General features: G+C 72.0%; 20 protein-coding genes. 8 read left to right on the forward strand and 12 right to left on the reverse strand.

Annotated elements, in window-relative coordinates; translation table 11 throughout:
• The first annotated feature begins 4 nt into the window (after nucleotides 1–4).
• Complete coding sequence (gene serB / locus H9L09_RS20975; RefSeq protein ID WP_187578707.1) at nucleotides 5–1,219, forward strand: phosphoserine phosphatase SerB; 1,215 nt, start codon at nucleotides 5–7, stop codon at nucleotides 1,217–1,219.
• A gap of 42 nt (nucleotides 1,220–1,261) precedes the next feature.
• Here serB and H9L09_RS20980 read toward each other — a convergent pair whose 3' ends face one another.
• The gene (locus H9L09_RS20980; RefSeq protein ID WP_187578708.1) at nucleotides 1,262–1,771 is read right to left on the reverse strand and encodes a SixA phosphatase family protein; all 510 of its coding nucleotides are present in this window, start codon (nucleotides 1,769–1,771) and stop codon (nucleotides 1,262–1,264) included.
• A gap of 33 nt (nucleotides 1,772–1,804) precedes the next feature.
• On the opposite strand from H9L09_RS20980, the gene H9L09_RS20985 reads away from it, so the two are divergent.
• Nucleotides 1,805–2,893, forward strand: coding sequence for a cyanophycinase (locus tag H9L09_RS20985; RefSeq protein ID WP_187578709.1), 1,089 nt, complete (start codon nucleotides 1,805–1,807; stop codon nucleotides 2,891–2,893).
• 52 nt (nucleotides 2,894–2,945) lie between these two features.
• Nucleotides 2,946–5,729, forward strand: a complete 2,784-nt coding sequence (cphA, locus tag H9L09_RS20990) for a cyanophycin synthetase (protein WP_187578710.1) — start codon at nucleotides 2,946–2,948, stop codon at nucleotides 5,727–5,729.
• 115 nt (nucleotides 5,730–5,844) lie between these two features.
• Here cphA and H9L09_RS20995 read toward each other — a convergent pair whose 3' ends face one another.
• The 5 genes from H9L09_RS20995 to H9L09_RS21010 form a co-directional block, all read right to left on the reverse strand.
• The gene (locus H9L09_RS20995; protein WP_246456149.1) at nucleotides 5,845–7,062 is read right to left on the reverse strand and encodes a Mur ligase family protein; all 1,218 of its coding nucleotides are present in this window, start codon (nucleotides 7,060–7,062) and stop codon (nucleotides 5,845–5,847) included.
• Entirely contained in the window at nucleotides 7,014–7,556 is a 543-nt protein-coding gene (locus tag H9L09_RS22345; RefSeq protein ID WP_246456151.1) for a hypothetical protein, read from the reverse strand. The genes H9L09_RS20995 and H9L09_RS22345 overlap by 49 nt, the downstream gene beginning before the upstream one ends.
• Before the next feature lie 43 nt (nucleotides 7,557–7,599).
• Nucleotides 7,600–8,370 carry an enoyl-ACP reductase FabI gene (gene fabI, locus H9L09_RS21000; protein WP_187578711.1) on the reverse strand — a complete coding sequence of 257 codons (771 nt, stop codon included), beginning with the start codon at nucleotides 8,368–8,370 and terminating at the stop codon, nucleotides 7,600–7,602.
• 61 nt (nucleotides 8,371–8,431) lie between these two features.
• Complete coding sequence (fabG, locus tag H9L09_RS21005; RefSeq protein ID WP_187578712.1) at nucleotides 8,432–9,136, reverse strand: 3-oxoacyl-[acyl-carrier-protein] reductase; 705 nt, start codon at nucleotides 9,134–9,136, stop codon at nucleotides 8,432–8,434.
• A gap of 45 nt (nucleotides 9,137–9,181) precedes the next feature.
• Complete coding sequence (locus tag H9L09_RS21010; RefSeq protein ID WP_187578713.1) at nucleotides 9,182–9,394, reverse strand: dodecin; 213 nt, start codon at nucleotides 9,392–9,394, stop codon at nucleotides 9,182–9,184.
• A 281-nt stretch (nucleotides 9,395–9,675) separates the two neighbouring features.
• On the opposite strand from H9L09_RS21010, the gene H9L09_RS21015 reads away from it, so the two are divergent.
• The 3 genes from H9L09_RS21015 (at nucleotide 9,676) to H9L09_RS21025 (ending at nucleotide 12,889) form a co-directional block, all read left to right on the forward strand.
• Nucleotides 9,676–9,981 carry a DUF3099 domain-containing protein gene (locus H9L09_RS21015; protein ID WP_187578714.1) on the forward strand — a complete coding sequence of 102 codons (306 nt, stop codon included), beginning with the start codon at nucleotides 9,676–9,678 and terminating at the stop codon, nucleotides 9,979–9,981.
• A 250-nt stretch (nucleotides 9,982–10,231) separates the two neighbouring features.
• Nucleotides 10,232–10,450, forward strand: a complete 219-nt coding sequence (locus H9L09_RS21020; protein WP_187578715.1) for a hypothetical protein — start codon at nucleotides 10,232–10,234, stop codon at nucleotides 10,448–10,450.
• A 48-nt stretch (nucleotides 10,451–10,498) separates the two neighbouring features.
• Nucleotides 10,499–12,889: a putative bifunctional diguanylate cyclase/phosphodiesterase gene (locus tag H9L09_RS21025; protein ID WP_187578716.1), complete on the forward strand. Its 2,391-nt coding sequence runs from the start codon at nucleotides 10,499–10,501 to the stop codon at nucleotides 12,887–12,889.
• Here H9L09_RS21025 and H9L09_RS21030 read toward each other — a convergent pair.
• A complete protein-coding gene (locus H9L09_RS21030; protein ID WP_187578717.1) occupies nucleotides 12,841–13,407 on the reverse strand; it encodes a 2'-5' RNA ligase family protein in 567 nt (188 codons plus the stop codon). The genes H9L09_RS21025 and H9L09_RS21030 overlap by 49 nt on opposite strands.
• 64 nt (nucleotides 13,408–13,471) lie before the next feature.
• Nucleotides 13,472–14,470 carry a GTP 3',8-cyclase MoaA gene (moaA, locus tag H9L09_RS21035; protein WP_187578718.1) on the reverse strand — a complete coding sequence of 333 codons (999 nt, stop codon included), beginning with the start codon at nucleotides 14,468–14,470 and terminating at the stop codon, nucleotides 13,472–13,474.
• Between the two features lie 101 nt (nucleotides 14,471–14,571).
• Between moaA and H9L09_RS21040 the strand changes: the two genes are divergently transcribed.
• Nucleotides 14,572–15,375, forward strand: a complete 804-nt coding sequence (locus H9L09_RS21040) for an SURF1 family cytochrome oxidase biogenesis protein (RefSeq protein WP_246456153.1) — start codon at nucleotides 14,572–14,574, stop codon at nucleotides 15,373–15,375.
• Nucleotides 15,376–15,486: 111 nt separating this feature from the next.
• Here the strand turns inward: H9L09_RS21040 and H9L09_RS21045 are convergent, their stop codons facing one another.
• The 4 genes from H9L09_RS21045 to H9L09_RS21060 form a co-directional block, all read right to left on the reverse strand.
• On the reverse strand, nucleotides 15,487–18,561 hold the full coding sequence (locus H9L09_RS21045) for a S8 family serine peptidase (protein WP_187578720.1): 3,075 nt from the start codon (nucleotides 18,559–18,561) through the stop codon (nucleotides 15,487–15,489).
• Nucleotides 18,562–18,789: 228 nt separating this feature from the next.
• Entirely contained in the window at nucleotides 18,790–20,658 is a 1,869-nt protein-coding gene (locus tag H9L09_RS21050) for an ABC transporter ATP-binding protein (protein WP_187578721.1), read from the reverse strand.
• An 80-nt stretch (nucleotides 20,659–20,738) separates the two neighbouring features.
• Nucleotides 20,739–21,542, reverse strand: coding sequence for an enoyl-CoA hydratase/isomerase family protein (locus H9L09_RS21055; protein WP_187578722.1), 804 nt, complete (start codon nucleotides 21,540–21,542; stop codon nucleotides 20,739–20,741).
• 56 nt (nucleotides 21,543–21,598) lie between these two features.
• A complete protein-coding gene (locus H9L09_RS21060) occupies nucleotides 21,599–23,197 on the reverse strand; it encodes an ABC-F family ATP-binding cassette domain-containing protein (RefSeq protein WP_187578723.1) in 1,599 nt (532 codons plus the stop codon).
• Nucleotides 23,198–23,424: 227 nt separating this feature from the next.
• Here H9L09_RS21060 and ypfJ point away from each other — a divergent pair, with 227 nt between their 5' ends.
• The gene (gene ypfJ, locus H9L09_RS21065; protein WP_246456155.1) at nucleotides 23,425–24,234 is read left to right on the forward strand and encodes a KPN_02809 family neutral zinc metallopeptidase; all 810 of its coding nucleotides are present in this window, start codon (nucleotides 23,425–23,427) and stop codon (nucleotides 24,232–24,234) included.
• Nucleotides 24,235–24,311 lie beyond the last annotated feature (77 nt).

Below are 24,311 nucleotides of genomic sequence, written 5' to 3' on the forward strand. Positions count from 1 at the left end.
AGCCATGACGACCCCCTCACCTGACACCGTGCTCATCACGTTCACCGGCATGGACCGTCCCGGCGTCACCTCCACCGTCTTCACGGCGCTGGCGGCGTTCGGCGGCGAGGTCCTCGACATCGAGCAGATCGTGCTGCGTCGCCGGCTGGTGCTGGGCGTGCTGGTGAGCGCGTCGCGGGACCCGAAGGCGCTGCGTGCCGCGGTCGAGCGGGTCGCCGCGGACCTCGACATGCAGGTCGCGGTCGAGCGCGGCGAGGGCGACAACCGTGCCCGGCGTGGCGGCCGCACGCACGTCACCGTGCTGGGCATGCCGCTGCGGCCCGGGCCGGTCGCCGCGATCGCGGGCCGGATCGCCGACACCGGGGCGAACATCGACCGGATCGAGCGGATGGCGCGCTACCCGGTCACCGCCATCGAGCTGCATGTCTCCGGCGCCGACCCCGACCGGCTCCGGGTCGTGCTCGCCGAGGAGGCGGCCCGGCAGAGCGTCGACGTCGCGGTGCAGCCGGCCACCCTGCTGCGGCACGGGATGCGGCTGATCGTGATGGACGTGGACTCCACGCTCGTGCAGGGCGAGGTGATCGAGATGCTGGCCGAGCGGGCCGGCTGCCTGGACCGGGTCGCGCAGGTGACCGAGGCGGCGATGCGCGGCGAGCTCGACTTCGAGCAGTCGCTCCGGGAGCGGGTGGCGCTGCTCGAGGGGCTCGACGCCGGGGCGCTCGACGAGGTGTACGACGCGCTGCAGCTGGCGCCCGGTGCCCGGACGATGGTCCGGACCCTGAAGCGGTTGGGCTACCGGTTCGCGATCGTCTCCGGCGGCTTCACCCAGGTGACGGACCGGATCGCCGCGGACCTCGGGATCGACTTCACCGCCGCCAACGAGCTCGAGGTCGTCGCCGGCCGGCTGACCGGCCGGATCCTCGGGCCCGTGGTGGACCGGGCCGGCAAGGCGGAGGCGCTGCGCCGCTTCGCCGCGGCCGCCGGGGTGACCCCTGCCGCCACCATCGCGATCGGCGACGGTGCGAACGACCTCGACATGCTGGCCGCGGCCGGGCTCGGGATCGCCTTCAACGCCAAGCCGGTGGTGCAGCGTGCCGCCGACACGGCCGTGAACGTGCCCTACCTCGACGCGATCGTCTACCTGCTCGGCATCAGCCGGGAGGAGATCGAGGCGGCGGACGCCGAGGCCGGCGTCACCACCCCCGCTCCGCCGCTCTGACCGACCGCGCCGACCGCACCGTCAGTCCGGCCGCGCGGGGGCTCAGCCGTGGCCGACGTGGAAGCCCACCAGCCGACCGGTCTCGGCGCCGAGCTCGAGCCACGGCACCTCGACGTCGAACACCGCGAGCGCCGAGGTGGGGAAGCCGCCCATCAGCCCGCTGGTCGCGTCCACGTCGCCGGCCCCGTCGTCGAGCAGGTGGCAGAGGTAGGAGGCGGTCGGGTTGTGGCCCACCAGGATCACCGTGCGCGCCTGCCCGGGCACCGACTGCAGCGTCTCCAGGGCCGCCTCCGTGTCGCCGTGGTAGATCGCGTCGTCGAAGCTGACCGATGCCGAGGAGCCGCTCGCGCGACACACCTCGTCCCAGGTCATCCGGGTCCGGACCGCCGGTGAGACCACCGCGTGGTCGGGGACCAGCTGCGTCGCGGCGAGGTGGCGTCCCGCGGCGGCGGCGTCCAGGACGCCTCTCTCACTGAGCCGGCGGTCCTGGTCGTCGGCTGCGAACGGCTCGGCCTTGGCATGTCGCATGACGATCAGCCGGCGCTCGGTCACGGCAGCACTGTGCCACCCCTTAGGCTCTCGTGCATGCCGAACGGGCCAGAAGACCTCGACCCCTCACCCACCCTGACGGTTTCACCCCCGGTTCCGCCGGCCGGGCCGCTGATGGCCATCGGCGGCGCGGAGGACAAGCTCGGTCGCCGCACCATCCTCAACCACTTCGTCACCCTGGCCGGGGGCAGCGACGCCCGGATCGTCGTCGTCCCCACCGCGTCCTCGCTGGGCCCGGAGATCGTCGAGGTGTACGACGCGCTGTTCCGCAGGCTCGGAGCCGGCGAGGTCATGGTGGCGCGCCCGGAGTCGCGCGAGGAGGCCGAGGACCCGGAGCTGGTGGCGCGGCTCGACAACGCCACCGGCGTCTTCATGACCGGCGGCAACCAGCTGAAGCTGTCGGCGATCGTCAACGGCACCGCGTTCGGCGAGGCGCTGAAGGCCGCTCACCGCCGGGGGGTGGTGGTCGCCGGCACCAGCGCCGGAGCGAGCATCCAGTCCTCGCACATGGTGGCCTTCGGCACCGGCGGCTCGACCCCCAAGCAGCGGATGACCCAGCTCGCCGCCGGGCTCGGCCTCGTCCGCGACGTCGTGATCGACCAGCACTTCGGCCAGCGCAACCGCTACGGCCGGCTGCTGATGCTGGTCGCGCAGAGCCCGCAGCTGCTCGGCATCGGGATCGACGAGGACACCGCCGCGGTCATCACCGAGGAGGACGGCCGCGAGCTGCTGCGGGTGATCGGCAAGGGCGTCGTGACGATCTTCGACGGCCGCGCCATCGTCTCCAACGCCCACGAGGCCCGCCGTACCGCACCGCTGCTCGCCTCCGGAGTGGTGATGCACGTGCTGCCGGCCGGATCGCTGTTCGACCTCGCCACCAAGGCGCTGGTCCGGGAGCCCGTGCCTGTCGACCCGGCGACAGCCGAGGAACTGGCGCTGGCGGGCCGCGACCTGCGACGGTTGGCCCGCGACATCGCCGCCGGCGACATCTCGCCCACCGTGCTGCGTCGCCGGCGGGCCCGCCAGCAGCACGACGACCAGCACCAGGACGACCTGCACTACGACGAGCAGCACCACGACGACGGGCAGCGCGGGGACCCGTCCCGACAAGGAGATCTGGCATGAGAGCACCCCACGAGGCCGGCCGCGCCCTCCGCACGCGCGGAGGGACTCCCGCATGACCGAGCAGGTCCGCAACGCCAGCCGCCCCGGGCCGGACCTGTCGATCCTGGAGACGCGGGTCTACCGCGGCGCCAACGTCTGGTCCTACGACAAGGCGATCCACCTCGTGGTGGACCTCGGCTCGCTCGAGGACTTCCCGACCAGCGCGCTGCCCGGCTTCACCGAGCACCTGCTGCAGATGCTGCCCGGGCTGCGGGAGCACTCCTGCTCGCGGGGTCGCCGCGGCGGCTTCGTGGAGCGGCTCACCGAAGGCACCTGGCTCGGTCACGTCACCGAGCACGTCGCGCTGGCGCTGCAGCAGGTCGTCGGCCACGACGTACGACGCGGCAAGACCCGCCAGGTCAAGGGCGTGCCCGGGCGCTACAACATCGTCTACGGGTACGTCGACGAGCAGGTCGGTCTGGCCGCGGCCCGGCTCGCGGTCCGGCTGGTCAACCACCTCGTCGAGGCCGATCCGGAGCTGGACTGGGACAGCGAGCTGGAGGCGTTCATCCTCCGCGCCGAGCGCACCGCCTTCGGGCCCTCCACCCAGGCGATCATCGACGAGGCCGTCTCCCGGGACGTCCCGTGGATCCGGCTCAACCAGCACTCACTGGTCCAGCTCGGGCAGGGCGTGCACCAGAAGCGGATCCGCGCCACCATGACCTCCGCGACCAGCGCGATCGCCGTGGACGTCGCCTCCGACAAGGACCTCACCACCCGGCTGCTCGGGGCGGCCGGGCTGCCGGTGCCCAAGCAGGAGTCGGTGCGCACCGTGGAGCAGGCGGTCGCGGTGGCCAAGCGGATCGGCTTCCCGGTCGTGATCAAGCCGCTGGACGGCAACCACGGCCGCGGGGTGTGCCTGGACCTGCAGGACGAGGACGAGGTGCGGACGGCCTTCCCGATCGCCGAGGGCGAGTCCCGCGGCGGCCGGGTGATCGTCGAGTCCTACATCACCGGGCGCGACTACCGGTGCCTGATCATCGACGGCCGGCTGGCCGCGGTCGCCGAGCGGGTGCCCGCGCACGTCGTCGGCGACGGCCGGAGCAGCATCGAGGAGCTGGTCGAGCTGACCAACGCCGATCCGCGGCGCGGCGTCGGCCACGAGAAGGTGCTGACCCGGATCAAGGTCGATGCCGCCGCGGTCGCGCTGCTCGCCGACCAGGGCTTCGGGCTCGACGACGTACCCCCGGCCGGGGAGATGGTGAAGCTCACCCTGACCGGCAACATGTCCACCGGCGGCATCTCGATCGACCGCACCTTCGAGGCGCACCCGGAGAACGTCGAGATCGCCGAGGAGGCCGCCCGGATCGTGGGGCTGGACATCGCCGGCATCGACTTCATCTGCCCCGACATCACCGAGCCGGTCCGCGAGACCGGGGGCGCTATCTGCGAGGTGAACGCCGCCCCGGGGTTCCGGATGCACACGCACCCGACCATCGGCGACCCGCAGTTCATCTCCAAGCCGGTGGTGGACATGCTGTTCCCGCCGGGCGCGGCGAGCCGGATCCCGATCGTGGCCGTCACCGGCACCAACGGCAAGACCACGACCGCGCGGATGATCTCGCACATCTTCAAGGGCATGGGCCGCAAGGTCGGCATGACCTCCACCGACGGCGTGGTGATCGACGAGCGGCTGGTGATCCGCTCCGACGCGTCCGGGCCGAAGTCGGCGCGGATGGTGCTGCAGAACCCGCGGGTGGACTTCGCGGTCTTCGAGGTCGCCCGCGGCGGCATCCTGCGCGAGGGGCTCGGCTACGAGCGCAACGACGTCGCGGTGGTCCTCAACGTGCAGCCCGACCACCTCGGCCTGCGCGGCATCGACACCGTCGAGCAGCTCGCCGACGTCAAGGCGGTCCTCGTCGAGGCGGTGCCGCGCGACGGCCACGCGGTGCTCAACGCCGACGACCCGCTGGTGCGCAACATGCGCCGTCGCTGCTCGGGGCAGGTGGTCTGGATCTCGATGGCCGAGCCCGGCTCGGAGGTCCGCGACATGATCGACCAGCACTGCCGTCGCGGCGGCAAGGCGCTGGTGCTCGAGCCGAGCGAGCGCGGCGAGATGATCGTGGTCAAGCACGGGCGCCGCGAGATGCAGCTGGCCTGGACGCACCTGCTGCCCTCGACGTTCAGCGGCCGGGCACGGATGAACGTGCAGAACGCGCTCGCGGCCGCCGGGGCGGCGTTCGCGGCCGGTGCGCCCCTGCACGACATCCGGCAGGGGCTGCGGACGTTCTCGACCAACTACTACCTCTCCCCCGGCCGGCTCAACGAGGTCGAGGTCAACGGCCGCAACGTGATCGTGGACTACTGCCACAACGCGCCGGGGATGCGGATGCTGGGCGACTTCGTCGACCGGGTCGGGGAGAGCCTCGAGTCGACCAGCGACCTGACCAAGCCGTCCCGCATCGGCGTGGTCTCCACCGCCGGAGACCGCCGCGACGCCGACATGCGCGAGCTCGGCGCGGTGGCGGCGCAGCACTTCGACGTCGTGGTGGTCCGCGAGGACGTGGCGCTGCGCGGCCGCCAGCGCGGCGAGACCGCCGCGTTGGTCGCCGAGGGGGTCCGGCAGAGCATGGCCGACGGGGCCCGCTGCAAGCAGCTCGAGGTGATCACCGAGGAGATCGCCGCGGTCCGGCACGCCATGTCCCGGGCCAACGCCGGGGACCTGGTGGTGCTCTGCGTGGACAAGCACCCGGCGGTCATGCAGGAGCTGGAGACCTGGTCCCAGCAGGCCCAGGCCGGCTCGGGGACCGCCGCCGGCGGCGACCCGGACTTCTCCCCCGCCCCCGCTCCCGCCTGAGCGTCCCACCCGCGCGTCCCACCTGCCCCACGACTACCACGGTATGCCGGACGTCTGACGCTTCCCATGGGCCACCGCCCATGGGAAGCGTCAGAACGCCGACATCCCGTGGTGATCAGGAGGCGTGCGCGGCGCGGACCTTCGCGCGGAGCTCCTCCGGACCGTCGACGCTGAAGCCGGCGCCGGCCAGCCAGTCGTAGACGCCCTGCCGGTCCTCGTGGCACATCAGGCCCACCACGTCGCACGGACCCGCCTGGGCCACCAGCGCGTCGAGGCCGGCGACCTCGGTGGGGTACGACGCCACGTCCGCGACGCCGACCCGGGAGGCGCCGCGGCGGAAAAGCTCGTCGAGCTCGACGGTCGAGCGGCCGCGGAGGTAGCCGTCCTTGTGCGCGACCACGACGACGTCGGCGTCGCGGGCCCCCATCTCCCCCAGCGCCTCGACCAGGTCGTCCTGCCGGTCGCCGACGGCGCCCAGGCCGAGCAGCAGCCGGCCCTCCGGGCGGCGCACGCCGTTCATGATCTCCAGCAGCGCCTCCAGGCCGGCCTCGTTGTGGGCCAGGTCCACGACAACGGTCAGGTCGCCGCGGCCGAAGCAGTTCATCCGGCCGGGGTTGTGCTCCGGGTCGGGCCGGAACGACGTCAGCCCGGCCACCACGGCTTCCCGGGGCAGCCCGACGGCCAGCGCCGCCGACGCCGCGGCGAGCGCGTTCTCCACGTTGAACCGGGACAGTCCGGCGAGCGTCATCGGGATGTCGACGACCTCGACGAGCGGGTCGGCGTCCTGGTCCGGCAGCAGCACGCACAACCAGCCGTCGATGATCGTGGTGGCCCGGCCGCCGTCGTTGAGGACCTCGCGCACCGCCGGGGAGTCGGGGTCGCGCGAGAACACCCACGGGCTCGCCTTGATCGCGCCCCGGGTGGCCAGCACCCGCGGGTCGTCGCCGTTGAGCACCGCCCAGCCACCGGGGCGGGTGATCCGCGAGACCACGCCCTTGACCTCGGCGAGCTGGTCGAGCGTGTCGATGCCGTGCAGCCCCAGGTGGTCGGCCGAGACGTTGGTGAAGACCGAGACGTCGTTCCAGGCGACGCCGATGCCCTTGAGCAGGATGCCGCCCCGCGCGGTCTCGGTGACGGCGAGCTGCACCTGCGGCTGGGCGAGCACCCGGCCGGCGCCGCTGGGGCCGGAGTAGTCGCCGGCCTCCACGAGCACGCCGTCGACGTAGATGCCGTCGGTGCTCGACCAGCCGACGTGCAACCCCTGGGTGCGGGCGATGTGGGCGATCATCCGCGAGGTGGTGGTCTTGCCGTTGGTGCCGGTGACCGCGACCACCGGGATCCGCGGGCGGATCGTGGTCGGCCCCCACCGGGGTCCGCGGCACCGACGGACCGCGCGGCGGTGGCCACCAGCGCGTCCAGGTCGGGGCCGCGGTCCTCTGCGGCGGGGGCGGCCAGGCCGTCGAGCACCTCGGCGACGGCGCGACCGAGCGCCTGGCCGCGGCCGCGGTGCCGCCACGGGTAGGCCACCACGACCTGGTGGACGTCATGGGTGGGACGCACCCGGACGGCGAGCCGGGTGGTCCCGGACTCGACCGCCACCTGGCGCACCAGCCGGGCCACCGCCCGCGCCGCGAACCGCTGCCGGAAACCGCTGCCCGGGGCCCCGGGGCGGACCCGGGTGAGCCCGATCCGCGCGGCGAGCCGGCGGACCCGCTCGTCCGGCGCGTCGATCAACGCGGAGAGGTCGAGGGTCAGCTTGATCGCTGCCCGGGGGAAGTAGAGGTTGGGCCCTTCGAGCACCCGGAGCTCGACAAGTGCGGTGGTCACCGGCGGCACGCTACCGAAGCCTCCGGCGGACGCGGCGGGAGCCTCAGGCTCCCATCGCGTGGTAGCCGCCGTCGACGTGCACGATCTCGCCGGTGGTGGCGGGGAAGAAGTCCGAGAGCAGCGCCACGACCGCACGCGCGGTGGGCACGGAGTCCTTCTCGTCCCAGCCCAGGGGCGAGCGGTCGCTCCACATCGACTCGAGCTCCTCGAAGCCGGGGATCGCCTTGGCGGCCAGCGTCTTGAGCGGTCCGGCGGAGACCAGGTTGCAGCGCACGCCCTGCGGCCCGAGGTCGCGGGCGAGGTAGCGCGAGCACGACTCCAGCCCGGCCTTCGCCACGCCCATCCAGTCGTACGCCGGCCAGGCCACCGTCGCGTCGAAGGTCATCCCGACCACCGAGCCGCCGCCGCCCATCAGCGGGAGGCAGGCGGTGGCCAGCGACTTCAGGGAGTACGCCGAGACCTGCACCGCCTGCGCGACGTCCTCCCACGGGCCCTCGAGGAACTTGCCGCCGAGCAGCGTCTCGGGGTTGCCGTAGGCGATGGAGTGCACGACGCCGTCGAGCCCGTCCACGTGCTCGCGCACCAGCCCGGGGAGCCGCTCGAGGTGCTCGGGGTCGGTCACGTCGAGCTCGATGACCGGGGCGGGCTGCGGGAGCCGGTTGACGATCCGCTTGGTGATGCCCAGGGCCCGGCCGAAGTTCGACACCAGCACGGTGGCGCCCTGCTCCTGGGCCACCCGGGCGACCGCGAAGCCGATCGAGCTGTCCATCGTGACCCCGGCGACCAGGATCCGTTTGCCCTCGAGAATGCCCATGTCGGTGGTGCTCCCGTCTGTGGTGCTGCGTGCTGGACGACCTGCTGTGGTGCGGGGGTGGCTAGTGACCCATGCCGAGGCCGCCGTCGACCGGGATCACCGCGCCGGTGACGTAGGCCGCGCCCTCCGAGGCGAGCCAGTGCACGGTGGCGGCGACCTCCTCGGGGGTGGCGTAGCGCTGCAGCGGGATCTGCGCCTTGTACTCCGCCTTCTTCTCCTCCGGCAGGACCGCGGTCATCTCGGTCTCGACGAAGCCGGGAGCCACCACGTTGGTGGTGATGCCGCGGCTGCCGAGCTCGCGGGCCAGGGACCGGGCCATCCCGACCAGGCCGGCCTTGCTCGCCGCGTAGTTGACCTGTCCTGCCGAGCCGAGCAGCCCGACCACGGAGGAGATCAGCACGATCCGACCGCGGCGCAGCCGCAGCATGCCCTTGGCGGCCCGCTTGGCCACCCGGAACGAGCCGGTCAGGTTGGTGTCGATGACCCGCGACCAGTCGTCGTCGCTCATCCGGAGCACCAGGGTGTCGGCGGTGATGCCGGCGTTGGCCACCAGCACCTCGACCGGGCCGTGCGCCGCCTCGACCTCGGCGAAGGCCGCCTCGACGGCAGCCGGGTCGGTGACGTCGCACTTCACCGCCAGGACGCCGGCCGGGGGCTCCCCCGACCGGTAGGTGATCGCGACCTGGTCGCCGGAGGCGACGAACGCCTCGGCGATGGCGCGGCCGATCCCGCGGTTTCCTCCGGTGACGAGTACCGATCTGCTCACGCCCGCGACGCTATCGGCTACCCACGGGTAGGCGGAATCGCGGGGTCAGTCGTCCTCGAGCCGGAAGCCGAGCTTCAGGCCCACCTGGAAGTGCTCGACGGCGTTGTCCTTGACCTGCCCGCGGACCTGGGTGACCTCGAACCAGTCGAGGTGGCGCAGCGTCTGGGAGGCACGCTCGATGCCGTTGCGGATGGCCTGGTCGATGCCGTCGGGCGAGGTGCCGACGATCTCGGTGACGCGGTAGGTGCGGTTCGTCATGGCGCAGCTCCTGGGGTCGGCCGCGGGGCGCGGACAGTGGGGCCACGACTCTAGTGCTGCCGCCGCCGCCCGCCCATGGCCCTCGAGGACGGTGCCGAGTCGGCGCATCTGCAGCGCCCCGGGCGACCCCGGCCCGCCCCGCACTGCCGAGTCGGCGCATCTGCAGCGCCCCCGGACGACCCCGGCCCGCCCCCACTGCCGAGTCGGCGCATCTGCAGCGCCCCGGGACGACGGCGGTCGACCCCTGGGGTGGTGACCGACCGCGACGTAGTCTGGAGGTCATGGTGCGCAGGCAGACGGACGACGCTGTCCGGATCACGAGCGCCACCCGCAGCCACAGCGACGACATCGGCACCCGCCAGCGGCGGTACCTGATCTCGATGGGGCTCCGGACGTTGTGCTTCGTGCTGGCGGTCGTCTTCATGGGCCACTGGGTGATGTGGGTGTTCCTGGTCGCCTCCTTCGTGCTGCCCTCCATCGCCGTGGTGATCGCCAACGCAGGCGCCTCCCCCGACCCCGGCGGCGGCCCGGAGCCCTTCCTGGGTGCCACGGACCGCCGTGGCCTCGAGGGTCCGCCGGCCTCCTGAACCCCGCGAGACCGCGGACGGGAGACTGGTCCAGACACATCTGCACAACGGTGCGTGTCACGGCTTGCTTGTTGGTTCCACCCCTGGCCGCGTGCAAGAATCGCTCAGCGCGAGTCCAGCCTCCCCCGTCTGGGCTCGCGCCCGGCGGTGCCGGACGGCTTCCCCCGTGGCCGTCCGGCACCGCTTTTCGTCTCCCCGAGCCCCGCCCGTACGGCGGCGCGCCGCCCCGAGCACGAATCGAGCCGCCCCCATGACCAGCGCACCGCTCACCTGCTCGGCCAAGGACTGCCGCGCACCCGCCGAGTGGATCCTGGCCTGGAACAACCCCAAGCTGCACACCCCGGAGCGCCGCAAGGAGTGGCTGGCCTGCTCCGAGCACCGTGAGCACCTCGCCGCGTTCCTGAAGGCCCGCTCGTTCCTGCGCGACGTGCGTCCCGTGCAGCCGCCGACCGCGGGCCGGACGAGCTAGCACAAAACGGCCATCAGCCCCGTCCGGATACCCCACACTGGACAGAACATGGTCGAATCGCCGCAGCCCGCGCTGCCCGTCCCCGACGAGAGGACCCCGCTGGTCAGCCGGGTCTTCGACCTCGGCGTGCTCGCCGCCGGCGTCTTCTCGGTCCTGTTCGCGGTCTTCACCATGGGCCGGCCCGACCTGCTCGGGCACGGACTGGCGCTGCTCGCGGTGCCGCTGATCATGACGATCGCCCGGTTCCCGCTGGTGCTCGACAAGGGCAACGGCGGGCTCGAGGTCGGGTTCGACTCGTGCGTGCTGATGTTCCTGCTGTGCAGCCTGCCCCCGCAGGAGTCGCTGCTGCTGTGGTCGCTGGGCGTGCTCGGCTTCCAGCTCACCAACGGCAAGCGCCGGATGGTCCGCGTCTTCAACTACGGTGTCGGCACCCTGGGGGGCGCCTCCGCCGCGCTGATGGTCGCGATGCTGGCGCCCGAGCGGGGCAGCCTGCGCGAGCTGCTGGCGATCACGCTGGCCGCGACGACGTACTTCTTCGTGGACTTCGTGGTCTCCGCGATCTCGCTCTCCCTGGAGGAGAGCAGCCCGATCGCCGAGCACCTCCGACAGCGCAACACGCTCATCGCGGTGGCCTGCTTCGTGCCGTTCGACTCGCTGGGCTACCTCGGGGCGATCGTCGCGGCGGAGACACCGTGGTGGACGCTGGTGCTGCTCGGCGTGCCGCTGGTGACGCTGCTCATCGCCACCCGCTCGGTGACCCGCGGCAACGAGAACTCCCGCCGGCTCGCGGTGCTCTTCGACGCCGCGGTCCGCGCCCAGACGCTGTCGGACAACCGTCAGGTGCTCGACGCGCTCATCGACGACTCCGAGCGACTGCTGCGGATGGCCCAGGTCGAGGTGCGGCAGCTGCCGCCCGCAGCCCACGAGATCGGCGCTCCGCTCCAGGACGGGCTGCGGGACCGGTGGCTGGTGGCGCCGGCGCGGCACCGGGCCCGGTCGACGCAGGCCGCCGACCAGCAGGCGCTCGAGGCACTCGTGGCGGTCTCCTCCGACGCCTTCGCGCGGCTGCGGCTGACCGACGACATGACGCACCTGGCCCGTCACGACCTGCTCACCAACCTGCCCAACCGGGGGCTGGTGCTGGACCGGGTCGAGCACGCGCTGCAGCTCTCCCGCCGCCGGGGCACCCAGATCGCGCTGCTCTTCGTCGACCTCGACGGCTTCAAGCAGGTCAACGACCGCTTCGGCCACGCCGCCGGCGACGCCGTCCTCATCGACTTCGCGGAGCGGCTGACCACCTGCGTGCGGCAGTCCGACACCGTCGCCCGGCTGGGCGGCGACGAGTTCGCGATCCTGCTCGAGGACGTGCGCGCGGCCGAGGTCGACAGCGCCTGCCACCGGATCCTCGCCGCGCTCTCCTCCGGCGCCCACGTCGCCGGCCACACGCTCACGCTCAGCGCCAGCATCGGGGTCGCCTTCGGCGAGCGCCGGGACACCTCCGAGAGCATGCTGCGCAACGCGGACCTCGCCATGTACGAAGCCAAGTCCCGCGGCAAGAACCAGTTCGTGGTCTACGAGGGCGCGCTCGGCCAGACCCGGCTGCAGCGGCTGGAGCTGGTGGAGTCGTTGCGCGCCTCGGTGGGAGCCGGTGACCTGCGGCTGGTCTACCAGCCGGTGGTGCATGCGCTCAGCGGTCGCATCACCGGGGTGGAGGCGCTGGCGCGGTGGCGCTCCAACGGCGTCGACGTCTCCCCGGACGTCTTCATCAAGGTGGCCGAGGAGAGCGGCCTGGTGGTCGCGCTGGGCGACGTGGTCCTCGACATCGCCGCCCGCGACTGCGCCGAGCTGGTCGCTGCCAGCGGTGGCGACTTGAACATCGCGGTGAACATCTCCGCCAAGCAGCTGCGCGAGCCCGACTTCGTGCAGAAGGTCGAGGAGACCCAGGCACGGATGGCCGGCGCGTCGCTGGTGCTGGAGATCACCGAGCGCGACATGGTCGGCGACGACGCGGTCTCCACGGAGGTCATGACCAGCATCGCCGACCTGGGCGTGGCACTGGCCATCGACGACTTCGGGGTCGGGTTCTCCTCCATCGGCTACCTGCAGGACATGCCGGTGCGGATCATCAAGGCCGACGGGTCGTTCTCCGACGGCATCGACCGCGACGAGCGCGCCTGTGCGCTGCTGTGCTCCATCACGATGATGGGCCAGGCGCTCGGGCTCGACGTGGTCGTGGAGGGCATCGAGCGGCCCGAGCAGCTCGAGCACCTGCGCGAGCACGTGCACGCGCCGTACGCCCAGGGCTACCTCATGTACCGCCCGATGGCCCTGGACGCCGTGGTCGAGGCGCTGCGCGAGAACCGGACCCGGGTCGCGGCGGAGGCCGTCGGTCAGCGCCCGCCGAGCGGGACTTCCTCGATGACCTCGTCGACCACCTGAGACGGACTCTCACCGGGCACGCGTCGCACGATCGTGAGGCTCTGCAGCGTCCAGGACCGGCTCTTGTAGTCGTCCAGGGCCGCCGTCAGCCGCTCGAGGTACGGCGCCGTGGTGGCGTCGGTGATCGTGCCGACCGACAGCCAGGGGCGGAACCGGCGGCGGTCCACCAGGAAGCCGAGCCGCTTGACCGAGACCGGGACGCCGCGACCGATCGTGAACAGGCCGTCGAGGTCGCCGTCGGCGCGCACCCACACCGACCGGTCGCCCTCGAACTCCAGCGCCGCGCTGCCGGAGAAACGCAGCTCCGGCTGGGACCAGCTCTCGGCGTCGGCGTTGAGCAGCTGCAGCATCTGCGCGAAGTCACGCTGGGTGACGTTGCCGAAGTGGGTGACGGGGATCAGCAGGTCCTCCGCCACCACGCGGTCGAGCTCGGCGGTGTTCGGGGCCACCGCGTCGACGACCGAGGCCACCTCGGCGCGGATGTCCTCCGGAGGCACGATGGCGGCATACAGGCGCATGCGCCTAGTGTCCGGTCTGCGCACCTCTCAACTCAACGCGCCTCGCCGGACAGGGCCCGCGGAGTCAGCCGCCGATCGCCGACATCGGCCGGGTCGGCTGCAGGAAGCTCACGTCGTCGATGCCGTGGCCGGGACGCTTGGTGAGCATGGCCACCCGCCAGCGGTCGGCGATCTCGGTGTCGCTGGCGCCGCTGCGCAAGGCGGTGCGCAGGTCGGACTCCTCCCGGGCGAACAGGCAGTTGCGAACCTGCCCGTCGGCGGTGAGCCGCACCCGGTCGCAGTCACCGCAGAACGGCCGGGTCACCGAGGCGATGACGCCCACGGTGGCGGGGCCGCCGTCGACGGTGAACAGCTCGGCGGGGGCGCTCCCCCGGGGCTCCTCGGCCGGCTCCAGGGTGAACTCGGCCTCGAGCGAGGCGAGGATCTCGTCGGCGGTGACCATCTTCTCGCGGCTCCACCCGTGCTGGGCGTCGAGCGGCATCTGCTCGATGAAGCGCAGGTGGTAGCCGTGCTCGAGGCACCAGCGGAGCAGCTCGGGCGCGTGCGCGTCGTTGACCCCGCGGAGGAGGACCGCGTTGACCTTCACCGGGCCCAGCCCGGCGGCGGCCGCGGCCTCGAGCCCGGCGACCACGTCGTGCAGCCGGTCGCGGCGCGTGATCGTGGCGAAGTCCTCACGGCGCACCGTGTCGAGGCTGACGTTGACCCGGTCGAGCCCGGCGGCCGCGAGGGCCGGCGCCATCCGCTCCAGGCCGAGCGCGTTGGTGGTGATCGAGGTCTCCGGCCGCGGCTCCAGCTCCGCGGTGCGTCGGATGATGTCGACGATGCCGCGGCGTACCAGCGGCTCGCCGCCGGTGAACCGGACCTCGTCGACGCCCAGCTCGCTGACCGCGATCCGGATCAGCCGGACCACCTCGTCGTCGGTGAGCACCTCGTCGGTCGGCATCCAGTCGAGGCCCTCGGGCGGCATGCAGTAGGTGCACCGCAGGTTGCACCGGTCCGTCAGGGAGACCCGAAGGTCTGTCGCCGTGCGGCCGTAGCGGTCGACCAGCCCAGATGCACTCATTGTTCCAGTCTAGGTGCCAGGACCTAGTCTCGCGTGGCCCGTGTCACGCGTCACTGACCTGTGTTGTCGCCGCTGCTCGTGCGCCCGTTACTGTCGAAGCCGTGGGATTCCTGTTCAGCCGGCGCTGGCTGCTCTTCGCGGTCACCGTCGCCGTGCTCGCCTACGGGTGCTGGTGGCTCGGCGAGTGGCAGTTCCACCGCCTCGCGGACCGCAAGCAGGACAACGCCCGCACCGAGCGCAACCTCACGCTTCCGCCGGCGCCGGTCGACGACGTGCTCGCACCCGGCCGACCCGTGGCGCACGCGGACGAGTGGCGTCGGGTTCGCGCGACCGGGGAGTACGTCGAGAGCAAGTCGATCGTGCTGAGGTACCAGACGCGTGACGGCGCCTCCGGGGTGGACGTCGTCACCCCGCTGCAGGTGCAGGGCTCCGACGCCTTGCTGCTGGTCGACCGCGGCTGGATGGCCACCGACAACGCAGGCACCGCCGACGTGCAGGCGCCGCCGGTGCCCTCCGGCCCGGTGACCGTGGTCGGCTGGGTGCGCGCCGACGCGACCGGCGACTCCACCGAGGTCACGGACCAGTCCACGCGGGCGATCTCCAGCGAGGCCATCGGTGATGCTCTCGACGCCGAGACCTACGGCGGCTTCGTCGACCTGCAGAAGCAGTCCCCCGTCGGTGCGCGGCCGCTGACCACCACCGACCTGCCCGACCTGAGCAACGGGCCGCACTTCTTCTACGGCCTGCAGTGGTGGTTCTTCGGGGCGCTGGCCGTCTTCGGCTTCGGCTACCTGGCCTTCGACGAGCGCCGCAAGCTGCGCCGCCCCGGACCCGGCGCCGCGCCCGCGGGCGCCCCCGCCCCGCAGCTCGAGACCAGCCCGGAGTCAGGGCGCTCGGGTCGCTGACCGCACCGCAGACGCACCGCGGGTGCGGCCCCCTCCGGAGAGGGAGCCGCACCCGCGATCAGGTGCTGCGTGTTCAGTTGTGGGCGCTGCTGACTGCGGTGACGAGACCGGTCACGGGGCAGGCGACGCGGCAGGCGTCGTCACCGTGAGGAACGTCCGGTCCTCGGAGTTCTCGTACTTGACGATCCCGAGGTACCGGGCGTCGTCCTCCACGAGTCCGCTCCACGACAGCTTGTACGACGTCGTGGTGGGCGTCAGGGTGCTCGGGTCCACCGTCAGGGCTCCCAACGTGTCGGTCGCGCCGACGGTGTAGGAGTCCAGCCGCCAGTCGAGCGACGGGGTGTCACCCGCGGAGTACGGGTCGACCGCGACGAGGTAGTCGCCGGCCGCCGGAGCGTCCAGGGTGACCGACTCGTCCGCGGAGCCGGTGGCCGACGCCGTGTAGTAGTCGTTGTACCAGTCACCCGGGGTCGTGCAGCCCTCGTAGATCCACAGGTCCATGTCGGCGTTGTCGTCCACGGCGTCGAGCGCGAAGCGCGCCACCTCGGTGTCGGCCGGCACGGTGATGCAGGTCGTGACGATGTCGCTCGCGTCACTCTTGATGTCCGTGGCGGTGCCCGTCTTCGACTGGGCGAGCGCCAGGCCGGAGGTGCTGGTCTTGACCGGGGCTCCGCCCACGGTCACCGGCACGTCCACCGAACCGCTCGTGCCCTCGCCGGAGACCTCTGCCGGGGCCGCGACGGCGACCGGCTTGACGGCGATGGGAAGCCGCACGCGGCTGGGTCCGTTCAGGGTGAGGTAGCCCATCGACCACTGGTCGAACGAGCCCGTGGTCCGGGTCAGCTTGATAGTCAGGTTCTTGCTGAGACCCTTGCGGACCTGGAGGGTGGCCGGTGCCGTGGCGGAGAAGCCGGGGACCTTGACCGAGACCTTCCAGGTGCCGGACTCGGTGGCCTTGAACTTGCGCGTGAACGTCGTGCTGCCGACCACCTTGCTGTCGGCCATAGACGGGACGTTCAGGTCCTTGGCGTCGAGCGGGGTGAGGCCGAGGCTGAAACCGAGCTCCTTGCGGGCCCGGTCCTCGATGAAGCGCCACCACTGGGTCGAGTTCGAGGTGACGAACAGGCCCGGGTCGAACATCTTCTGCGGGGTGACCTGGCCGGCGCCCTGGCCGAACACGTCGCGGTCGGTGCCGCCCTTCGCGTTCTTGAGGCTCTTGGCCGTGGTCATCATCGCGGACTTGACCTGCATCGGCGTCCACTCCGGGTGCACGCCCATCATGAAGGCGGCCAGACCGGCGATGTGCGGGGAGGACATCGACGTGCCGGAGTAGAGGTCGAAGTTGCGCCCCTCGCCCGAGGGCGGGGCGACGGCGGCCAGGACGCTCACACCGGGAGCGGTGATGTCGGGCTTGAGCAGGTTGGAATCGTTGGCGAGCGCCGGACCGCGCGAGGAGAAGCCCGCGATCTGCGGGAGCGGGGTCACCGGACCGCCGGTGGTGTCACCGAGCTCGAAGGCCGCGGTGGCCGCCGCACCCTGCGACTTGATGTAGTCGAAGACCACGCCGTCGAGGTCGTTGATGTGCACCGTCGGCACCGCGTGGAAGTCGGTGTCCAGGCTGTTGGCCTTGATGTTGGCGAGGATCATGCCGACGCCGCCGGCCTCCTTGACGACCGCGCTCTTCTCCACCCGGGGGTTGACCCCACGGGTGCAGAGCACGATCTTGCCCTTGACCTTGGCGGGGTCGAGCGTCTCGGGGAGGCACAGTGCCGCGTCACCGGGTTCGGCACCGGCCGCGGCGACGGCCGAGGACTCCACCAGCGGGGTCTGCGGCAGCGCGGTCTTGGTGATGGAGGCACCCTTGATCTTGGTGCCGTTGCCGAGGACCACGGTGTTCTCGAAGTTGGTGTGCGTCGAGGCGGCCACGGTGGTCAGCCAGGGGCTGTTGTGGGCGACCGTCGAAGCCTTCGGGCCGGAGTTGCCGGCGGAGGCCGCGACGAACACGCCGGCCTCGGCCGCACCCTCGAACGCCAGCTCGGTGCTGTCGAGCACCGAGTCGAGAGCGCCGGAGATGGAGAAGTTGATGACGTCCACGCCGTCGTTCACGGCGTCGTCGATCGCGGCCAGGATGGCGGAGTTGAAGCAGTCCCCGGTGTCCTCGTTGCCGTCGTCGAAGCAGACCTTGTAGGCGGCGATGCGGGCGCCGGGCGCCATGCCGCTGATCTCGCCGAAGTTGACGTCCTCGACGGTCGCGTCCTTGACGGGGTTGCCGGCAGCGGTGCTCGCGGTGTGCGATCCGTGGCCGTCGCCGTCCCGGGCGGAGAGGAACTCGGTGCCCGGCATGTCCTGGCCGGCCATGTTGTCGATGTAGGCGTCGGGGTAGAACCGCGCGCCGATCAGCTTGGTGTTGCAGTCGTCGGCGGACCAGCCGTCAGCGACGATGCCGTCGTGCTCGAGCTCGCAGGCGCCGGTGAAGACGCCGCCGTCGGCCTTGTCCATCCGGACGGACTCGCGCACGCGGCTGATGCCCCACTTGCCCTTGGGCTCGCTGGTGAGGGCGGCCCCGCGGAACGACTTCGCCTCGGGCCAGATGCCGGAGTCGATGACGCCCACGACGGTGCCCTGGCCGGCGTTGCCGCGGCCGTGGGCCTGCTCCTTCCAGGCGCCGTCCTTCCCGCTGAGCCCGAGGAAGTTCGGGGTGTTCCAGGTGTCGAGGTGGCTGGCGACGTCGCGCTCGATCGTCAGGACGCTCTTGTTCATCGCGAGCTCGGCGGCCTGGTCGCCGGTGAGGTCGGCGGTGAAGCCGTTGACCGCGAGGGTGTAGCTGCGGTCGACCTTGGCGCCGACGGTGCGCGCTGCCTTGACCTGCTGGGCCCGCAGCCGGCCGGTGTACTCGCGCACGGCGGGGGCGTTGGAGTCGAGCTGCTTGCCCGGTGCGGGCGTGGTGGCCTTGTAGCCGGCGACACCGCCGGCGTAGGCGGCCGCCGGGGCGTCCTGCAGGACCACGATGTAGCGGCCGGCCTGGTAGGACCGGCCGGGCTTGACCTGGGTGGTCTGCGGCGCGGTGCTGTCACCGGCCGCGGTGGCGGCGGGAACCGCACCGAGTGCACCGGCGACGACCGCGCCGGCGGAGATGAGGGCCAGTGCGCGTCTGCGCGCACGTCGGCCGTGGGATGGGATCGACAAGTGGAACTCCCCTTGGCTGGCTGGGACTCTCGACTGCCGGGCCGAGACCGGCCCGACATGCGCGTCCCGACCCCGCGGATCTCGGGGTCGGGAGGAGCCTCCTCACCTAAGTTCAACAAAGGGACGCGGTCAAGCAAAACGGTAAAAACAGTTCGGGTGATTTGCCGGACGCCGCAGGTCTTGCGGCCGTCGTGGGACGGGACGGGATCCCTGGGGCGGCGACCGCGCTCAGGCGGACCGGGTGAACTGGGTGTCGTAGAGGTCGGCGTAGAGGCCGCCCTCGGCCAGCAGCGCCGTGTGGGTGCCGGACTGCACGACCCGGCCGTCGTCGATGACCAGGATCAGGTCGGCGTTGCGGATCGTCGAGAGCCGGTGTGCGATCACCAGCGACGTCCGGCCGACCAGCGCACGGTCGAGCGCCCGCTGCACCGCCGCCTCGGACTCGGAGTCCAGGTGGGCCGTGGCCTCGTCGAGCACCACGATGGCCGGCGCCTTCAGCAGCAGCCGGGCGATCGCCAGCCGCTGCCGCTCACCGCCGGAGAGCCGGTAGCCGCGGTCGCCGACCACGGTGTCGAGACCGTCGGGCAGCGACGCGATCAGGGTGCCGATCTGCGCGGCTTCGAGCGCCGTCCAGATCTCGTCGTCGTCGGCGCCCGGCCGGGCGTAGCGGAGGTTCTCGCGGATCGTCTCGTGGAACATGTGGGCGTCCTGGGTGACGTAGCCGACGGCGTCCTCCAGGGACTGCAGCGTCACCTCCCGCACATCGTGACCGCCGACCCGGACCGCTCCCCCGGTCACGTCGTACAGCCGGGCGACCAGGTGGGTGATCGTGGTCTTGCCGGCCCCGGAGGGCCCCACGAGGGCCACCATCTGGCCGGGCTCGGCGACGAAGGAGATGTCGCGCAGCACCTCGCCGGTGTCGCGCGACTCGGCGCGAGCCACGGACTCCAGGCTGGCCAGCGACACCTCGTCGGCCCGCGGGTAGCGGAAGGCCACGTGGTCGAACTCCACGCGTCCGGCCGTCGGCGGGAGGGGTACGGCGTCGGGGCGCTCCTGCACCATCGACGGGAGGTCGAGCACCTCGAAGACCCGCTCGAAGCTGACCAGCGCCGTCATGATGTCGATGCGCACGTTGGAGAGGCCCTGCAACGGCCCGAGCAGCCGCAGCAGCAGCGTGGCCAGGGCGAGCAGCGTGCCGACCGTCAGCACCCCGTCGATGACCAGGTGGCCGCCGACGCCGTAGACCAGCGCGGTGGCCAGGGCGGGCACCAGCAGCAGGCTGGCGCCGAAGATCCGGGTGATCAGCGAGATCCGGATGCCGAGGTCGCGCACCACACCGGCGCGTCGCGCGAACAGCTCGTCCTCCTCGTCACGGCGGCCGAAGAGCTTGAGCAGGAGCGCTCCCCCGACGTTGAACCGCTCGGTCATGCTGTTGCCCATGACCGCGTTGCCCTCCATCTGCTCGCGGGTCAGGCCGGCCAGTCTGCTGCCCACCCAGCGCGAGGCGAGCAGCAGCACCGGGAACAGCAGCAGGCACAGCAGCGTGACCTGCCAGCTCAGCGCGATCATCACCACGCCGACCACGATGACGCTCACGGTGTTGGAGACGGTGCTGGACAGCGTCGAGGTGAAGGCGCGCTGGGCACCGATCACGTCGTTGTTCAGCCGCGACACCAGGGCGCCGGTCTGGGTCCGGGTGAAGAACGCCAGCGACATCCGCTGCACGTGCGCGAAGACGGTGGTGCGCAGGTCGTAGATCAGGCTCTCGCCGATCCGGGAGGAGAGGTAGCCGGAGGCGACGGCCATCGTGGCGCTGACGACCGCTACCCCGGCGATCGCCAGGGCCAGCAACGTCACGAGCCGGCTGTCGCCCTGGCTGATCCCCTGGTCCACCAGCCGCTTGACCAGCAGCGGGGTGACGGCCACCAGGCCGGCGTCGGCCACGGTGATCGCGAGGAACACCGTGATGAGGCGGCCGTGCGGGCGCGCGAAGGCGCCCACCCGCCGGACCGTGTCACGGGCGAGCTTCTGGCTCGCCGCGCTGCGGTCGGTGCGCATGTGCCGCCATGCGGGACCCATGCCCGTGCCCAGGGACATCGGTGCCTCCGATCTCTGCGCCGACTGGCGCGGTTGCTGCGGTGATGCGTCCGGGTGGCGCCGCCGTCACCGGCGGGCGGTCACTCCCCCATCAGCGCGGCGAGCTCCCGGAACCGGCGCACCTGCGCCTCCCGCTCGACCCGGCGCTGGTCGTCCAGGTCGAGCACGGCTGCGCTCTGCAACAGTGCCTTGGTGGCGGTGACCGCACCGTAGAGCGGCGCCGTCAGGGCCGCGACCAGGTCGTCCACGGCGCCGTCGACCTCCTCGCGGGGCACCACGACCGTGGCCAGACCGAGGTCCCGGGCCTCCTCGGCACCGACCCAGCGGGTGGTGGCGCAGATCTCCAGGGCTCGCGAGTAGCCAACCAGCTCGACGAGTGGTTTTGTTCCCGTCAGGTCCGGGACCAGGCCGAGGATCGGCTCGCGCATCGAGAACCGGGCGTCCTCGGCGAGCACCCGCAGGTCGCAGGAGAGCGCCAGCTGGAAGCCCGCGCCGACCGCGGCGCCCTGCACGACGGCGATGCTGACGATGTCGGGACGGCGCAGCCAGGTGAACCCCTCCTGCCAGCCGGCGATGGACTCGGCGATCTCCCCGTCCGGCATGTCGAGCAGGCTCAGCAGGGACGCCTCGCCCTCCACGCCCTCGGCGCCCAGCATCCGTCGGTCCAGCCCGGAGGAGAACGTGTCGCCGGCACCGCGCACCACCACCACCCGCACGGCCGGGTCGAGAGCCGCGCCGACCGCGCGCAGCGCCGTCCAGGTGGCCGGGGTCTGGGCGTTCTTGGTGGCCGGACGGTCGAGCGTGATCGTGGCGACCAGGCCGCTCTCCTCGAGCCGGACCCCGCCGCGCTCGAGGACCTCGGGGTCCACGTCGGTGCTGTTCATGCGCGCAGCCTACTGCCGGGTAAGGACAGTCCCGGCGATCCGGGACGAGACGCGAGTCAGGCCAGCGACACCAGGTCGGCGTAGCCCTCGTTCCACAGGTCCTCCACGCCGTCGGGCAGGATCAGCACCCGGTCCGGCTCCAGGGCGGTGACCGCCCCCTCGTCGTGGGTGACCAGGATGATCGCGCCCTCGTAGGAGCGGATCGCGGCGAGCACCTCCTCGCGGGAGGCCGGGTCCAGGTTGTTGGTCGGCTCGTCGAGCAGCAGCACGTTGGCGCTCGAGACGACGAGGATGGCCAGCGCCAGCCGGGTCTTCTCCCCACCCGAGAGCACGCCCGCGGGCTTCTGCGCGTCGTCGCCGGAGAACAGGAACGAGCCCAGGACGCTGCGCGCCTCGGTGTCGGCGAGCTGCGGCGCCGCGGTGCGCAGGTTCTCCAGCACCGACCGGCTGGTGTCGAGCGTCTCGTGCTCCTGCGCGTAGTAGCCGATCTTCAGCCCGTGCCCGGGGTGCACCGCGCCGGTGTCCGGCCGGTCCACGCCGGCCAGGATCCGCAGCAGCGTCGTCTTCCCGGCGCCGTTGAGGCCGAGGATGACCACCCGGCTGCCCCGGTCGATCGCCAGGTCGACGTCGGTGAACACCTCCAGCGACCCGTAAGACTTCGACAGCTCCGAGGCGGTCATCGGGGTCTTGCCGCACGGCGCCGGCTTCGGGAACGCGATCTTCGCCACCCGGTCGCTGTTGCGCTCGGCCTCGATGCCCTCCATCAGCCGTTCGGCGCGCTTCATCATCGACTGCGCGGCCTGCGCCTTGGTGGCCTTGGCGCGCATCTTGTTGGCCTGGTCCATCAGCGTGCTGGCCTTGCGCTCGGCGTTCTGCCGCTCGCGCTTGCGGCGCCGCTCGTCGGTCTCGCGCTGGGCCAGGTAGGAGCTCCAGCCCATGTTGTAGACGTCGACCTCGGCCCGGTTCGCGTCGAGGTGCAGCACCTTGGTGACGCACGCCTCCAGCAGCCCCACGTCGTGGCTGATCACGATCAGACCGCCCTTGTGGTTGCGCAGGAACTCGCGCAGCCACACGATCGAGTCGGCGTCGAGGTGGTTGGTGGGCTCGTCGAGGAGCAGCGTCTCGGCGCCGGAGAACAGGATCCGGGCCAGCTCCACCCGGCGCCGCTGACCGCCGGAGAGGGTCCGCAGCGGCTGGGCGAGCAGCCGGTCGTCGATGTTGAGGCTCGAGGCGATCTGCTTGGCCTCCGCCTCGGCGGAGTAGCCGCCGCCGGCGTGCAGCTCGTTGTCGGCGCGCGTGTAGCGGCGCATCCCGCGCTCGGCGACCTCGGGGTCCTCGGAGGCCATCTCCTCCTCGGACTCCCGCAGCCGGCGTACGACGTCGTCGAGACCGCGCGCGGACAGGATCCGGTCCAGGGCCGCGACCTCGGGGTCGCCGGTGCGCGGGTCCTGCGGCAGGTAGCCGACCTCGCCGGAGACGGTCACCGAGCCGCCCGCGGGCAGGGCCTCGCGGGCGAGGATCCGGGTGAGCGTGGTCTTGCCGGCGCCGTTGCGGCCGACGAGGCCGACCTTGTCGCCGGCGGCGACCCGGAAGGAGACGTCGGACATGAGCAGGCGGGCGCCGGCACGCACCTCGAGCTGGTGGGCGGTGATCATGAAAAGGAATACCTCAGGGACGGACGGGAACGGGACCGGGCGGCAGCGCGCTGCGGGTCAGTCCGTGCCAAAAGTCATGGCACTACTCTAACGGCGGCCGGCCGAAACACCGAAAGGGACCACATGCGCTACAACCCGAGGGCACGTCTGGACCGCAGCCAGGTCCAGGTCCGCCGTGGCGGAGGGGCGGCGGGGGCGGTCTCGGTCTGCCGATGGGCGGCGGCGGCATGCGTGTCGGGGGCGGGATCGGCGGCATCATCCTGCTGGTCATCGTGTTTCTGCTCAACAGCCAGCTGGGCGGCGGCTCGTCGGGGGCCGGCGGGTCGGGTGGCGAGACCACCTCCTCGTTGGAGAGCTGCACCGACGGCGCGGCCGCGAACCACGACCGCAGCTGCGCGCTGGTGGCCGACGTGAACTCGATCCAGGCCTACTGGGACCAGGCGCTCCCCGAGCAGAGCGGGACGGCGTACGAGCCCGCGGTCACCAACCTGTTCAGCGGACGCACCGACACCGGCTGCGGCCCGGCCTCCTCCGACGTGGGCCCCTTCTACTGCCCGGTGGACAAGAACGTCTACCTCGACGTGAGCTTCTTCGAGCAGATGCTCCAGGGACAGCTCGGCGCCCGCGGCGGCCCGTTCTCCGAGGCCTACGTGCTCGCCCACGAGTACGGCCACCACGTCCAGGACCTGCTCGGCCAGATGGGCAAGGTGCGCACCCAGCAGGGCGCCAGCAGCGACGCCGTCCGGCTGGAGCTGCAGGCCGACTGCTACGCCGGGATGTGGTCCAAGCACGCCACCGAGGTGCCCGACGCCAGCGGTGAGCCGTTCATCCTCGACCTGACCGAGGACGACATCGCCCGCGCTCTCGACGCGGCCCGCGCGGTCGGCGACGACCGGATCCAGCAGCGTTCGGGCGGCCAGGTGGACCCGGACCGGTGGACGCACGGGTCGGCCGAGCAGCGCATGCGCTGGTTCCGGACCGGCCTCGACCAGGGCACGCTCGAGGCCTGCGACACGTTCTCGGCCTCCACGCTCTGAGCCGGCGACGGACCAGACCAGCGCGTTCGCGGACCGGTCGGCCGCGCCGGTCTCGGTAACCCGGTCCTAGACTGCGG

The organism is Nocardioides mesophilus, from assembly GCF_014395785.1.
Lineage (GTDB): Bacteria > Actinomycetota > Actinomycetes > Propionibacteriales > Nocardioidaceae > Nocardioides_B > Nocardioides_B mesophilus.

Bases quoted from the DNA above. Each gene is read 5' to 3' on its own strand.
- ypfJ (WP_246456155.1), top strand. From the start codon at position 23,425: ATGCGTGTCGGGGGCGGGATCGGCGGCATCATCCTGCTGGTCATCGTG.
- H9L09_RS21010 (WP_187578713.1), bottom strand. From the start codon at position 9,394: ATGACGAACCGCACCTACCGCGTCACCGAGATCGTCGGCACCTCGCCC.
- H9L09_RS21050 (WP_187578721.1), bottom strand. From the start codon at position 20,658: ATGTCCCTGGGCACGGGCATGGGTCCCGCATGGCGGCACATGCGCACC.
- H9L09_RS21030 (WP_187578717.1), bottom strand. From the start codon at position 13,407: ATGCGCCTGTATGCCGCCATCGTGCCTCCGGAGGACATCCGCGCCGAG.
- H9L09_RS20985 (WP_187578709.1), top strand. From the start codon at position 1,805: ATGCCGAACGGGCCAGAAGACCTCGACCCCTCACCCACCCTGACGGTT.
- fabI (WP_187578711.1), bottom strand. From the start codon at position 8,370: ATGGGCATTCTCGAGGGCAAACGGATCCTGGTCGCCGGGGTCACGATG.
- H9L09_RS21060 (WP_187578723.1), bottom strand. From the start codon at position 23,197: ATGATCACCGCCCACCAGCTCGAGGTGCGTGCCGGCGCCCGCCTGCTC.
- cphA (WP_187578710.1), top strand. From the start codon at position 2,946: ATGACCGAGCAGGTCCGCAACGCCAGCCGCCCCGGGCCGGACCTGTCG.
- H9L09_RS21025 (WP_187578716.1), top strand. From the start codon at position 10,499: ATGGTCGAATCGCCGCAGCCCGCGCTGCCCGTCCCCGACGAGAGGACC.
- H9L09_RS21020 (WP_187578715.1), top strand. From the start codon at position 10,232: ATGACCAGCGCACCGCTCACCTGCTCGGCCAAGGACTGCCGCGCACCC.
- H9L09_RS21015 (WP_187578714.1), top strand. From the start codon at position 9,676: ATGGTGCGCAGGCAGACGGACGACGCTGTCCGGATCACGAGCGCCACC.
- H9L09_RS21055 (WP_187578722.1), bottom strand. From the start codon at position 21,542: ATGAACAGCACCGACGTGGACCCCGAGGTCCTCGAGCGCGGCGGGGTC.
- moaA (WP_187578718.1), bottom strand. From the start codon at position 14,470: ATGAGTGCATCTGGGCTGGTCGACCGCTACGGCCGCACGGCGACAGAC.
- serB (WP_187578707.1), top strand. From the start codon at position 5: ATGACGACCCCCTCACCTGACACCGTGCTCATCACGTTCACCGGCATG.